At 56.4% G+C, this 11765-nt stretch carries 14 protein-coding genes; 7 read left to right on the forward strand and 7 right to left on the reverse strand.

From position 1 onward, the window contains the following. Positions 1-11: 11 nt before the first annotated feature. Positions 12-902 carry a folate-binding protein YgfZ gene (locus tag RBB44_RS04135; RefSeq protein WP_306149571.1) on the reverse strand — a complete coding sequence of 297 codons (891 nt, stop codon included), beginning with the start codon at positions 900-902 and terminating at the stop codon, positions 12-14. A 364-nt stretch (positions 903-1266) separates the two neighbouring features. Between RBB44_RS04135 and RBB44_RS04140 the strand changes: the two genes are divergently transcribed. From RBB44_RS04140 to RBB44_RS04150, 3 genes are all read left to right on the forward strand, one after another. Next, positions 1267-2508 carry a L,D-transpeptidase gene (locus RBB44_RS04140; protein ID WP_306149570.1) on the forward strand — a complete coding sequence of 414 codons (1242 nt, stop codon included), beginning with the start codon at positions 1267-1269 and terminating at the stop codon, positions 2506-2508. A gap of 144 nt (positions 2509-2652) precedes the next feature. Continuing rightward, positions 2653-3915, forward strand: a complete 1263-nt coding sequence (locus RBB44_RS04145; protein WP_306149569.1) for a DUF3419 family protein — start codon at positions 2653-2655, stop codon at positions 3913-3915. Positions 3916-3934: 19 nt separating this feature from the next. Beyond that, positions 3935-4588 (forward strand): class I SAM-dependent methyltransferase, encoded by a 654-nt coding sequence (locus tag RBB44_RS04150; protein ID WP_306149568.1) that lies wholly within the window; start codon positions 3935-3937, stop codon positions 4586-4588. Positions 4589-4598: 10 nt separating this feature from the next. Here RBB44_RS04150 and RBB44_RS04155 read toward each other — a convergent pair whose 3' ends face one another. Continuing rightward, a complete protein-coding gene (locus tag RBB44_RS04155; RefSeq protein ID WP_306149567.1) occupies positions 4599-5279 on the reverse strand; it encodes a hypothetical protein in 681 nt (226 codons plus the stop codon). Between the two features lie 171 nt (positions 5280-5450). Here RBB44_RS04155 and RBB44_RS04160 point away from each other — a divergent pair, with 171 nt between their 5' ends. Next, positions 5451-6089, forward strand: coding sequence for a LysE family translocator (locus RBB44_RS04160; protein ID WP_209172809.1), 639 nt, complete (start codon positions 5451-5453; stop codon positions 6087-6089). 80 nt (positions 6090-6169) lie between these two features. Here RBB44_RS04160 and RBB44_RS04165 read toward each other — a convergent pair whose 3' ends face one another. The 4 genes from RBB44_RS04165 to RBB44_RS04180 form a co-directional block, all read right to left on the reverse strand. Next, positions 6170-6442 (reverse strand): hypothetical protein, encoded by a 273-nt coding sequence (locus tag RBB44_RS04165; protein ID WP_008193146.1) that lies wholly within the window; start codon positions 6440-6442, stop codon positions 6170-6172. A 191-nt stretch (positions 6443-6633) separates the two neighbouring features. Then, positions 6634-7047 (reverse strand): TIGR02301 family protein, encoded by a 414-nt coding sequence (locus tag RBB44_RS04170; protein ID WP_209176904.1) that lies wholly within the window; start codon positions 7045-7047, stop codon positions 6634-6636. Between the two features lie 69 nt (positions 7048-7116). Then, positions 7117-7545, reverse strand: a complete 429-nt coding sequence (locus RBB44_RS04175; protein ID WP_306149566.1) for an NUDIX hydrolase — start codon at positions 7543-7545, stop codon at positions 7117-7119. A 28-nt stretch (positions 7546-7573) separates the two neighbouring features. Then, the gene (locus RBB44_RS04180; RefSeq protein WP_209172812.1) at positions 7574-8086 is read right to left on the reverse strand and encodes a hypothetical protein; all 513 of its coding nucleotides are present in this window, start codon (positions 8084-8086) and stop codon (positions 7574-7576) included. 118 nt (positions 8087-8204) lie between these two features. On the opposite strand from RBB44_RS04180, the gene RBB44_RS04185 reads away from it, so the two are divergent. The 3 genes from RBB44_RS04185 to RBB44_RS04195 all read left to right on the forward strand — a co-directional run bounded on the left by RBB44_RS04185 (position 8205) and on the right by RBB44_RS04195 (position 11024). After that, a complete protein-coding gene (locus tag RBB44_RS04185; protein WP_306149565.1) occupies positions 8205-8951 on the forward strand; it encodes an SOS response-associated peptidase in 747 nt (248 codons plus the stop codon). 282 nt (positions 8952-9233) lie between these two features. After that, positions 9234-10025, forward strand: a complete 792-nt coding sequence (locus RBB44_RS04190; RefSeq protein ID WP_306149564.1) for a prephenate dehydrogenase — start codon at positions 9234-9236, stop codon at positions 10023-10025. A 129-nt stretch (positions 10026-10154) separates the two neighbouring features. Continuing rightward, the gene (locus RBB44_RS04195; protein WP_306149563.1) at positions 10155-11024 is read left to right on the forward strand and encodes a methyltransferase; all 870 of its coding nucleotides are present in this window, start codon (positions 10155-10157) and stop codon (positions 11022-11024) included. Between the two features lie 50 nt (positions 11025-11074). Here RBB44_RS04195 and RBB44_RS04200 read toward each other — a convergent pair whose 3' ends face one another. Further along, positions 11075-11509 carry a glyoxalase superfamily protein gene (locus tag RBB44_RS04200; protein WP_133948170.1) on the reverse strand — a complete coding sequence of 145 codons (435 nt, stop codon included), beginning with the start codon at positions 11507-11509 and terminating at the stop codon, positions 11075-11077. Positions 11510-11765 lie beyond the last annotated feature (256 nt).

Raw genomic sequence — 11765 nt, forward strand, 5'->3', positions numbered from 1 at the left:
TGGGTGGAACGTTACTCCGCTGCCTTGGCATCCGGCCAGCCGAAACCTGCCCAGTCCGGCAGCTTGACGGTGATGGCCACATCTCCGCAGGTCAGCGGGACGTCGTTTTCAATGGCTTGGTGCACCTTGTCAAGGCGCAGCAGGGCAACGCCAAAGGCTTGGCCGTCGATCATTGTGGACGAGCCGAGTTCGCCGACGCTTTTGTCGTTGGCGATGACAGCTGTGCCCTTGTCCGGAAGCGCGCTCGCTGCCTCGATTTGGATAAACCGTTTGCGGGCCGTACCCCGGTGGTGGACACGCGAAACCACTTCCTGTCCGACATAGCAGCCCTTTTTGAAGGAAACGCCGCCGAGCTGATCCATATCCGCGTCGTGCGGAAAAATATCGGAGTATGCGAAATCCTTCAGACCCTCCGGAACTCCAAGGGCGACACGATGGGCGTCATAGGCTTCAAGGTCCATGACCGTCGCTCCAGAGCCTTCAGCAAAACCGGCAGGTCCGACAATCCTCTGACCGAGCGCTGCAAGACGCGGATCCGTCACACCAAGTTCGGCGCCGTTTGTGTCTGTGAGGTGGTCCCCCCAAACGGCAAACAGGCAGACATCTTCGCCGGCAGCTTCCAGGTCCACCTTTGCCCGCAAGCGGTAGAATGTCAGGCGCTTCAAAAGATCCGCGGATGTTTCTTTTGGCGCATCAATCAGGTAGCCGCCGTTCTGTTTGTAAATGAGGAAATCGAAGAGGATCTTGCCTTGGGGTGTCAGCAGCGCGGAAAGAGTTGCGCCCGGGTCCGCCAGCTCATCGATGTCGGCCGTTACGAGGTTTTGCAAAAAGTGCTCGGCATCCGGGCCAGAGACGCGGATCAGGGCACGATCATGAAGCGGTGCGATTTTGGGGGATGACACGGGAAAACGCTCCTTGAAGTTCTGCCAGACGCGGCCTTGGACGGCAGATAAGCCCTTTCGTGTACACAGACAAGGTATCGGCCCGAGATCGCGCCCGGACAATGCGGCTGAACCCTTCAGCGAAACTCGGTAACTGGTGTGCCGCGCCGGCCAGAAAGAATGTGTCCTGAAAAACACACCCGGAAACTCTTCGAATTTGTGATGTGAATAACAGCCAGCCCCCCGCTAGTGTGCGAGGAAAGGTGCGCTGAGAGGGACTGGACGCTTGGAAACCATTTGGTAACCTTATGTCCTAACCCAAAATACACGGCTCACTTGTAAGGTTTTCTAAGGGCTTATGGGTATTGCGTTGGGGAGCTCGGGAATGTTTGTAACGAAGTACAGTGAAAGACCTTCGAAATCGCGCGCCGCTGAGCGTAGGTTTTCGCAGCTCGCTTGTGCGGCTTTTCTGACCCTGGCAGCGGGCTCAACCAGCCTTGCCAGCGAAGCAGTTCAGGGCACGCCTGAAGAGGTCCAAAAACAGGACCCGTTGCATTTTCTTGTGTCTCTCGATGAGCAACGTATTGATGTTTATCGTGGCTCTGAACTGATCGAGACATCGCCGATTTCGTCCGGAAAACGTGGCAACAGCACCCCAACGGGCGTGTTTTCTATTCTGGAAAAACGGCGCAAGCACTTCTCCAATCTTTATGACAACGCCCCGATGCCGTTCATGCAGCGCCTGACGTGGTCTGGCATTGCGCTTCATCAGGGCAAACTCCCCGGTTATCCGGCGTCTCATGGCTGCATTCGTCTGCCGCGCAGCTTTGCCAAGTCTATTTTCGGCATGACAGCGCGCGGTAATCACGTGGTCGTAACGCGTGCTGCGGCAACACCAATGCCTGTCACGCACAGCGCTCTGCCGCAGCCGTTATCGCCCTCCACCAAGGTGGCGAGCTTGTCTGCACAGAACATTGCCATGGATCCGGCGCTGCGCGGCGCGATCCAGCCAGCTGTTCTGCAGACGCCCTTAGCAGCTGCAGAACCGGAAAACCCTCATTTCGATCAACCGCTTCGGATGATCATCACGCCGCAAAAGCCGCCGAGCAAAAACAAGGTTCTGCAGCGGCTTTTGAACGAGCTTGGATACAATGCCGGGCCGGTCGATGGCGTGGTCGGACGGAAGACCCGGGCAGCGATCGAGCTTTATCAAGAAGGTGCCGACCTGCCGATCACCGGCAACATCACCGACAGTCTGGTGGCGCGAATTTACCGCGAGGCTGGATATGAAAAGCCGCACAACGCCAAACTCCGGGTCCGCCGCAAGTTCCGCGATGTTTACAGCGCGCCTGTCACAATCAAGGCTGCCGGCGATGACATCGGCACCCATGTCTTCACCGCACTTGATTTCAAACAGGGCGACCCGTCTGTCGAGTGGATTGCCGTCTCCGCAGAAGGCGAGCGCGGCGGCGCATCATACGAAATCCTGGATCGACTGGAGATCCCGCAAAAGGTCGCCGAAGACCTTTCGAAAATGCTGACGCCGGGAACATCATTGACCGTGACGGACCGCAGCTATCAACGCAACACGGGTCTTGGCACAGACTTCGTTGTGATCACGCGCTGACTGATTGGCCAAGCGTCTTGTGCCGGAAATCCGGCGCAAGACTATTATCCGGATAACCTCACAATTCTGGCGTGAACGTCACCAAACTGTCGTCACTCTCCCGTATCGCAAGGGAACTTTCGAACAGCGATCCGGGAGAGCGAGATGCCCCAGAGCACGTTAACTGCATCCAAAAAACGACTGAAGAACGCGGTGCACCGCTCGGATGCCGCGTCCCGCGATGGAATGCTGGAACGGCTCTTTACCTTCGCATTCAAGGGCCTGGTCTATCCACAAATCTGGGAAGACCCGGATGTCGACATGCGGGCGCTCCGTCTGACCCCGGAAAGCCGGATGGTGACGATTGCGTCTGGTGGCTGCAACGTGATGTCTTACCTGACCGCCAATCCCGCAGAGATCACCGCAGTTGATTTGAACCGGGCACATGTGGCTCTTGGCCGTTTGAAACTCGCTGCGGCAAAGCATTTCCCGAACTATGAGACATTTTACCGGTTCTTCGGTGAGGCGGACGAGAAGGCCAACGTCGCAGCGTATGAGCGTTTCCTCAAAGCCAACCTTGATCCGGAAACCATTCACTACTGGGAAGGCCGGGACCTGGCCAACTGGGGCCGCAAGCGCATAACGCTGTTCTCGCGTGATCTCTACCATCATGGCCTTCTGGGCTACTGCATTGGCGCAGGGCACTTGGTCGCCCGCCTGTACGGTATCGACCCCAAGCACATGGTCCGGGCCAAGTCTCTTGAAGAGCAGCGCAGCTTCTTCGACACGGCTCTGGCGCCACTGTTTGACAAGCGCCTGGTTCGCTGGGCGACGTCGAAGAAGATGTCTCTTTATGGTCTGGGCATTCCACCGGCGCAGTATGATGCGCTGGTATCCGGCAATGCCGACGGCGACATGTCTGCGGTTCTCAAAGAGCGGCTGGAGAAACTTGCTTGCGATTTCTCCATGTCAGACAACTACTTCGCGTGGCAGGCCTTTGGCCGGGGTTATGCGCCTCAAGATGGCGGAACGACGGGTAAATCCGGACCTCTGCCGCCGTATCTCAAACGCGATCATTTTGAAGATATCCGTGACCGCGCCGGGCGCGTCCGGGTCCTAAACCGGAACTTCACGGAGCATCTGCAGAGCGTTGGCGAAGATGTGCTGGACGCATACGTGCTGCTGGATGCGCAGGACTGGATGACGGATCACCAGCTCAATGCACTTTGGAGCGAGATCACGCGGACGGCGCGTCCGGGCGCAAGGGTGATCTTCCGGACGGCCGCTGAACCAAGCCTTTTGCCAGGCCGTGTTGCCGACGAGATTCTAGACCGCTGGACCTATGAAGCTGAGGAGAGCCTTGAGCTCGGCCGCCAGGATCGATCCTCAATCTATGGCGGGTTCCACTTGTACGTCTTCAAAGGATAGGCGACCGCCGCAAAACGTCATGAGCCATACAGCTGACACCGCAAGCCTGATGGATGCGGTCTACCGCAACCAGCGCCACATCTACGATCTAACCCGCAAATATTATTTGCTCGGCCGGGACCGGCTTATCCGCAATTTGGCACCGTCGGAGGGCAGTCATGTTCTTGAGCTTGGCTGCGGCACAGGGCGCAATCTGATCGCGGCGGCCAAGCGTTATCCTAACGTGCGGTTTTATGGCCTCGACATTTCTGAACAGATGCTGGAGACGGCCCGCGCGAATATCGAAAAAGCAGGCCTCACAGACCGGATCATTCTTGTTCGCGGAGATGCTTCAGACCCGGCGGCGGTAAAGCCTCTGGGTATCTCCCAGTTCGAGCGAGTGTTCTTCTCGTACACCCTGTCCATGATGCCGATTTGGCGTGAGGCGCTGGCGGCTGGATTGGCGCATCTGGCTCCTCAAGGGCGAATTCACATCGTCGACTTCGGCCAGCAGGAGGAGCTGCCAGTGTGGTTCAAGGCGCTACTAATGAAATGGCTGGCCTCTTTCCATGTCACACCGCGCGCGGATCTGCAGGAGGAACTGCAGAAATTGGCGCAGGACAACGGCGCCACATGTTCCTACAAGCCGATCTATCGCGGCTATGCCGTTATGGCGGACCTCCGCAAACCGTGATCTTTCCGGATCAATCGCCGGCGACAAAGTAATGCAGGGTGCCATCCGGGCCGATGCCGACCCGGTAGAAATTCCAGGCGCCGTATTGCTCCATTTCTGCAAAGTCCCCGGAGGTCACGATGCGGAAGAGCTCAACCTTTTGCTCCGGCGTTAGATCCTGGATCGGATAGCGGGAGAAATACGGCCAGACATACATTTCCTGCGGTGTACCGGTGTCTACATGTACGAAACCGGCGTCCAGTATGTCTGCGAGGATAGCCAGTATCTCGTAGCCTTCCCCGTCGCCGGAGCTTTCTTTCAGGAAATCGATCGGATCTTCAATTTTTCCGAACGACAAGGTCGGCATGACCTCGTTGCTTTCCAGAATGATACGCATCCGGTTGATATCGCCGGACTGAGCGGCCTCCATCATCTGGGAATGCATGCGGGCGACGGGTTTGGGCAGATAGGACTTGTTGTAAAGGATTTGCGGACGATCCTGGAGGACGTCCGGAACGTCACCAATCACCTCATCAGCACTTTCCAAGGTGCCGGGCAGATCTCCGAGTGGGATCGTTTCCGGGGAGGCCGCAGGACTGTCTTTACCTTGGGCGGGCGACACTTCAATCGTCTCGACAGTGACCGTTTTGGCTGGAGCGTTCCCAACACACAAGAGAAAGGCAATGCATGCCCCGAGGGTGTGCCATTTCATGGGTCTTTCTCCTTTAGAATCGCCTTACCGTCAGCCGTTCTTCTTTAATCAGTTCATGGCAATGTGAAAACAATAAGAAACGGCGTTGAGATGCTTGTGGTGCATGGGCTGCAGCGCTATCGAAGGTATTCCCTCCCGCTTGGGCGACGACAACACACCTAAGGCTGGCCTGTGACCTTTTTGGAATATGCCGTTATCGGCTTCTTCATCGGTATCATCACCACGGCGCCGGTCGGACCTGTCAACGTCATGGCCATCCAGCATGCCGTACGCAGCGGGTTTCGCCATGGGGTGTTCGTTGGACTTGGGGCTGTTGTCGCAGACACGCTCTATGCGACCGCCGCGATATTTGGAGTCTCCGCCGTCACGCGGTTCATCGAAGGCCAATTCGATCTGATTGAGATCGTCGGCGGAGCGCTTCTGATTATTTTCGGTTTGAAAATCTGGAACAGCCATCCGCACTTGAACGGCGGGGATGACGGCAAGGAGCATGGGTTCTGGGGCGATGCAACGGCGGCGTTCTTCATGGCCATCACAAACCCGGGAACAATTCTGGCCTTTATCGCGATTTTCGGTAGCTTAGGGGACTGGCGCCCGGACCACGACAACTACTTCGGGTCGCTGATGATGGTCGCCGGTGTCACGGCCGGCGCGTGTTCCTGGTGGGTCTTCATCTCCGCGACAGTGACCCATTTCAGATCCCGCATCGACGATGCCTGGCTCGACCGGGCCAATCATATTGCCGGTGCCATTTTGATGATCTTTGGCGGGCTGATCTACCTGAAGCTTGCCTACGATCTGATCCGCTGACCCTAGGCTTTGCGCGAAACAGAACTCAAAAAGGCCGGACGAACCGGCCTCTCCAAATAACAGTACTTGCCAAGCTGATGCTACTGCAGAACCCGGTTGACCGTGTAGTCGCCGCGCTGGATTCGGTCCGGCAAACCTTCGGCCAGTTTGGCAACTGCATCTTCGCCATAGGCCGCAACGAGGTCGGCGAGGGCGGTGAACATTGCGGCATGTGCGACAGCATCCGCGTCGACACCATTGGCAATAGCTTCTGACCAGGCTTCTGAAATGAAGCCCAATGCAGCGCGCCGAATATCCTCGTCTTCGGCAAATTCGGCTTCCATTGCCGCTTCGGCGTAATCGTCGTTGATCATTCGTTCCCTTACCGGTCTTTCCCGACGCGCTTGGTATCAACCCCAGCGTGTCCCATCCCCGAATCTCATGAACTGATCCTAGCACGGTGAATCGCGCTGATAAGCAACCGTGAACACAAACTTAACGGCCACCCACAAATTTGATGCAAAAAGTTTACGAACTGATAACGAAATGGAAAAATCTGCCGGGTTCAGCGCCCGTAACGGCTGGTCACGTCGGATATGATCGTTTCGCCTTGGCCCAAATACTGTGCCATGGCGAGACGTGCGGCATCCGTGCAGTCCTGATAAGCGACTGAAAAACCGCGATAACCCTGATTGAATCGCTCGATGAATCGCCGCCGCCGGTTTTCATCCCGGGTTTCAGCGTCGAGGAATTCCTCCATACGATCCCGCCAGGTTGGCGTGTCGTCTTCTCCGCACAGCGGACGCAGGTAATGCAACGCTCCGAAGATTTCAGACAGCCGCATCAGCTGCGGTTCATAGGGCGGAGCGCTGACGCTTGGTGTGTCCTGAGCAGAAGCGGTTGGAGGTCCGGATACGACAAGAAACGCCGCCAAAAAGGCGGCGGCGGGAAACCCAGGTTGTATCGTGTTTCCGAACATAGGGCGATCATGCGCCGGGCGATCGCATCCTGCAACAGCTATGGTGCGTTGACCCCAGGTATTCGCTTCTCAGGAGAGTTTGGAGAGCAGACGCCGGATCCGCGCTGGTGTTCCAGGTGTCGTGATGCGGCCGTCCAGGTCTTCTAGGGCCACCCATTCGGCCGCGGTGGCATCATCACCGGCCATCACGGTCCCGGACGGGTTTGCCGCAACAAAAACTGCCAAAACGAAATGAGAAAGGATGTTCCCGGTTTCATCACGTTGGATGGAGTCAAACACCTCGACGGGTCCGGCAAGCTCTGCGGTGAGCTCGGTCTCCTCGCGCAGCTCCCGCGCCGCGGCCTCTGCAAGTGTTTCGCCGAACTCCACCTTGCCGCCCGGCAGGCTCCAATAGTCCTTGTAAGGCGTTTTGCCGCGCTTGATGAGAAGCGCGGAGCCATCTTTGTGGCAGAGCACACTGACGCTGAGAATGGGGACGGAAGGAAAGGGGCGGGACATACCCAAACTCTGTCACATAAAAGGTCGATCAGGCAAACAGGGCGTCGATCTCTGCCTGTGCGTCATCGCCTTCGGGTTGCTCGGCTTCCGGTTTGACGTGACCGTGGATCACACCACTTGCAGTCGAGATCAGTGGTTTGATCTCGTGGGTCGCGAAGTCGGCGATCTCCGCAGCGATCACTGACGGGTCTTCGGTTTCGCGGAGCTGATCCTGGATTTGAGCCACGAGCGCATTGATGTCGGAGACGCGGGCTTCAAGGTGCTCGCGAAGGTGGGCTGGTGCGGCATGATAGGCAAGGATCGCCAGTTTCTTGTCCTTGAAGGATGAATTCTCAAAGTGCCCTTCGTAGTCAAGCGGCTGCCATTCCAGAACATCAGCCGCGCAGTCGGGCATTGCCGGCAGCATTTCGAGCAGCATCATTACTTCATTGAAATGGTTTAGGTAGTCGGTTGCCAGGCCGGTCTGGGAATTGATATTGGCCTGCTCCAGCCGTTCGGCGGCCAGCTCACCGGCGCCCAAAACTGGATCCACACATTCCATACCCGACCCCCGATTATGTTACTTTCGAAAAAGCTAGCGCTTTATCGTTTCAAATTGCCTAACTTCACGTCATTTCTTGATAATTCGCAAACGGGCATGTGAATAAGGACAACCAGACATGTGCGGACGTTACAGCCTAACAGCCACATCGGACGATGTACGGGCGCTTTTTGGCTACATCGATCAACCGAATTTTCCGGCACGCTACAACATCGCACCGACCCAGCCGGTGGCGACAGTGATCAATGCGCATGGCCAGCGGCGGTTTCAACTCGTCCGCTGGGGCCTGATCCCGTCCTGGGTCAAGGATCCGGCAAGTTTCACGCTTCTGATCAATGCACGCGCAGAGACGGCTGCCGAAAAACCATCTTTCCGGTCGGCGATGAAACACCATCGGTGTCTGTTTCCAGCCTCCGGTTTTTACGAGTGGCGGCGAACCCCCGAGGGCAACCAACCTTTCTATATTTCGCCCGCAGATGGTGGCCTGATGGCCTTTGCGGGCCTTTGGGAAACGTGGTCCGACCCGGACGGCGGCGACATGGATTCCGGGGCGATGCTGACCACGCAATCCAACCGGATGATGGCGGAGATCCACCATCGTATGCCGGTGATTCTGAAGCCGGAGAGTTTCGAGACATGGCTGGACACCGGCAATGTGCCCGTTCGGGATGTGAAACAGCTGATGCTGCCAATCGAAGACGATTATCTGAAAGCTGTTCCCGTCTCAACGCGGGTCAACAAAGTCGTGAACGATGACCCGGATCTGCAAGTCGAGGTTTCGCTTGAGCAGACGGATACTCCGGAAAAGGCGAGCCGGTCTCCAAAGAAGACGGCAACAGGCGGTGGGCAGTTGGATTTGTTTTGAGCGTCTAGGAACCTATGGTTTTCGAGCCAGTGGAATGACCGGTTTGAGCCCAAACTTCCAGACTGCTGCGCCGCAGTTTACAACCGCTATTCGGCGGTCATTGACTTTGTTCGATTGGGTGAATTAGACCTAGCCACATGATGAATTTGAGTTCGCCATGTCAGGACTATTATCCGCAGTTTACATAGCTGCGGGTCATTCATCATTGGTTTTCCGCTGCCCCTGACAGCGGTCACCATAAAAACGACCTTTTGCCGGGCGGCAATTACAAAGGTCGAGATATTGAACACCAAAAGAAGAATTCATCATACGTCACTGGGCATCGTAGGCTTTGGTGCTTTCGGGCAACTTGCTGCGCTTCATCTGGGCGAGCATTTCGAGATATCGGCGTATGATCCATCCCCGAGCCTTGCGAAGGTTGCACAGCAACTCGGGGTGACACTCTCGTCGTTCCATTCAGTGACCCAGGCAGATGTGATCCTAATTGCCGCACCGGTCTCTTCCTTCGAGCAGGTCGTTCGCGAAATCGCTCGTACTTGCAAGCCGGGTGCGCTGATTGTCGATGTTGGCTCGGTCAAAGTAATTCCGTCGGAAATCATGCAGCGGCTGCTACCGAACTGTGTAGAAATCGTAGCCACTCACCCGTTGTTTGGTCCTCAGAGTGCTGAGAAAGGCGTTACAGGGCTGAAAATTGCGGTTTGCCCCGTTCGGGGAAAACAACACGTTCGGATGGCGGCGTTTTTACGAAAATCTCTTGGATTGAAAGTCATTGTAACGACACCAGAAGATCACGACCAAGAAGCCGCAGTTGTTCAAGGGCTCACACACCTCATCGCTAAAGTGCTATTGAGAATGGGGCCTTTACCAACGCGCATGACAACAAAGAGCTTCGACTTGTTGTCAGAGGCAATATCCATGGTTCAGTACGATGCACCGGAAGTTTTTGATGCGATTGAGAAGACCAATCCCTACGCTGAGGCCGTGCGACGCCAGTTTTTCGATTTGGCGGCGAGTCTGAATGCCGATCTGGAAGCGGCCTCGACGACAACTTCCCACAATGACACCGGACTTTGATGGAGCAGCAAGAATAGGAAGTTTCCTCCTGCAAAGCTGTCATTGGAAATTGGTTCAAGAACGACCATTTGCCGTGCATTGTAACCAAGGCCGCGATAGGAAAGGGCTTCAACGAGAAATGAGAGCCTGATGAGCGACGATCAAACCAATTTCGACGTATCTGACATGCCCGCAGCAACCGTCGAGAACGACGCGCTTGCTGAAGCTTACAATCGGGGTTTGAAACTCGAAAAGGCAGGTGACCTCGTCGCAGCGGCCGAATCTTACCGGGAAGCCTTAGCACTCGATCCGTCCGATCCTGGCGGCGTCAGTATTCGGCTTGCAGCCATGGGCGTGGCGGAGACGCCCGGCAAGATGCCGGATGCTTATGTGGCGACTTTGTTCGATCAGCATGCAGACGTCTTTGATGAAATCCTGGTCGATGATCTTGGATATTGTGTCCCGTTGTTGCTCCAGGACCTTGTCGCGCGATTGGAGCTGGGACCGTTCGACCGTTTTCTGGATCTCGGCTGCGGCACCGGATTGACCGGCCTCGCGTTCTCCGAGACAGCCCAGCATCTGACCGGCGTTGACCTGTCTGAACGGATAGTTGAACTGGCATATGATCGGGAGGTCTATGATGACCTCTATGTCGGGGAAGCCGTCGAGTTTCTTGAAGAATTTGAGGAAGAAGACGGCAGCCGTTCGTCATGGGACTTTATCGCGGCAACGGATGTGTTTCCCTATCTCGGCGCGATTGAACCCTTTCTGAAAGGCGCGTCCGAGCGGCTGGTAGCGGGCGGGTATCTCGCCTTTTCGACCGAAACCCTGCCGGATGCCGTGCTGGATGGACGGGACTATATGGTCGGGCCGAAGAGCCGGTTTGCTCAAGGCGAAGCTTATGTTCGAAAAAGGCTTGAGGAATTCGGGTTCGACATCCTGGCAATGGATCCGATTACCGTCCGGATGGAGGAAGGGGAGCCGGTTCCGGGCCATCTCGTGATGACCCGGAAACGGTAACAGCGCCGCAAAGAGCGTCGGGCGTTTTGTTTCAGACGCCCAAAGCTGCTCTACGCAGCCAGGTCCATGACCAAATGCGGGCGCCCGTCGGACGTCCGGTTGATCGCAACCCCGTTTTCCCGAATGGTGCAGGTGACGCGGCTCCGGTAAGCGGAGAAGCTGTCAAATGTCACCACATCCACAGGGGCGTCAAACTGGATGGTCACCCTGTAGGTCCCGGATTGCGAGGTTTTTGCGAAGCCGAGAATTTCGCCTTCGAAAGACTGGCCAAGATATGTGCCGTTCACCCGGTCCCCCACAGTGAACGGGCGGAAGCCGTTGCTCTGGGTGGCCGCATGCAATGTATTCCAGTCCCGGTAGCCATATTGTTTGGCGACCAGTTCCAGCGATTTGCTGTGGCTGATGTCGGCACTGTCAGAATTTGATATCGCGAGTCGGAGGCGTTTCGCCTGAGACTTTAGATCAGTCAGATTAGGTAAAGTCATTACGCACCCTTCCAAGAAAGGCAGGCATGTTCGGATGGGGTCCGCATTGCCATCGGCCTGCACAACTTAGTCAGGAACGATTGAAGCAGCCAGGCGGCTGCGAAGGTGTTCACCGAGGCTTGTCGCCCGCGGACGGCTGGTCCCTTCAAACCGAGGCGACATGTAAGCGCGCGGTTTAAATAAATCAAGAGCGCAAAAAGAAAGCCGCTCGCGGCGGCTTCAAGGGAGGGAGGAGTAGATACTCAGGTACACAACG

The organism is Roseibium sp. MMSF_3247 (genome assembly GCF_030733765.1).
Taxonomy (GTDB): Bacteria; Pseudomonadota; Alphaproteobacteria; order Rhizobiales; family Stappiaceae; genus Roseibium.

Bases quoted from the DNA above. Each gene is read 5' to 3' on its own strand.
- RBB44_RS04170 (WP_209176904.1), bottom strand. From the start codon at position 7,047: ATGTTCGGAAACACGATACAACCTGGGTTTCCCGCCGCCGCCTTTTTG.
- RBB44_RS04185 (WP_306149565.1), top strand. From the start codon at position 8,205: ATGTGCGGACGTTACAGCCTAACAGCCACATCGGACGATGTACGGGCG.
- RBB44_RS04165 (WP_008193146.1), bottom strand. From the start codon at position 6,442: ATGATCAACGACGATTACGCCGAAGCGGCAATGGAAGCCGAATTTGCC.
- RBB44_RS04145 (WP_306149569.1), top strand. From the start codon at position 2,653: ATGCCCCAGAGCACGTTAACTGCATCCAAAAAACGACTGAAGAACGCG.
- RBB44_RS04150 (WP_306149568.1), top strand. From the start codon at position 3,935: ATGAGCCATACAGCTGACACCGCAAGCCTGATGGATGCGGTCTACCGC.
- RBB44_RS04180 (WP_209172812.1), bottom strand. From the start codon at position 8,086: ATGGAATGTGTGGATCCAGTTTTGGGCGCCGGTGAGCTGGCCGCCGAA.
- RBB44_RS04155 (WP_306149567.1), bottom strand. From the start codon at position 5,279: ATGAAATGGCACACCCTCGGGGCATGCATTGCCTTTCTCTTGTGTGTT.
- RBB44_RS04200 (WP_133948170.1), bottom strand. From the start codon at position 11,509: ATGACTTTACCTAATCTGACTGATCTAAAGTCTCAGGCGAAACGCCTC.
- RBB44_RS04175 (WP_306149566.1), bottom strand. From the start codon at position 7,545: ATGTCCCGCCCCTTTCCTTCCGTCCCCATTCTCAGCGTCAGTGTGCTC.
- RBB44_RS04195 (WP_306149563.1), top strand. From the start codon at position 10,155: ATGAGCGACGATCAAACCAATTTCGACGTATCTGACATGCCCGCAGCA.
- RBB44_RS04140 (WP_306149570.1), top strand. From the start codon at position 1,267: ATGTTTGTAACGAAGTACAGTGAAAGACCTTCGAAATCGCGCGCCGCT.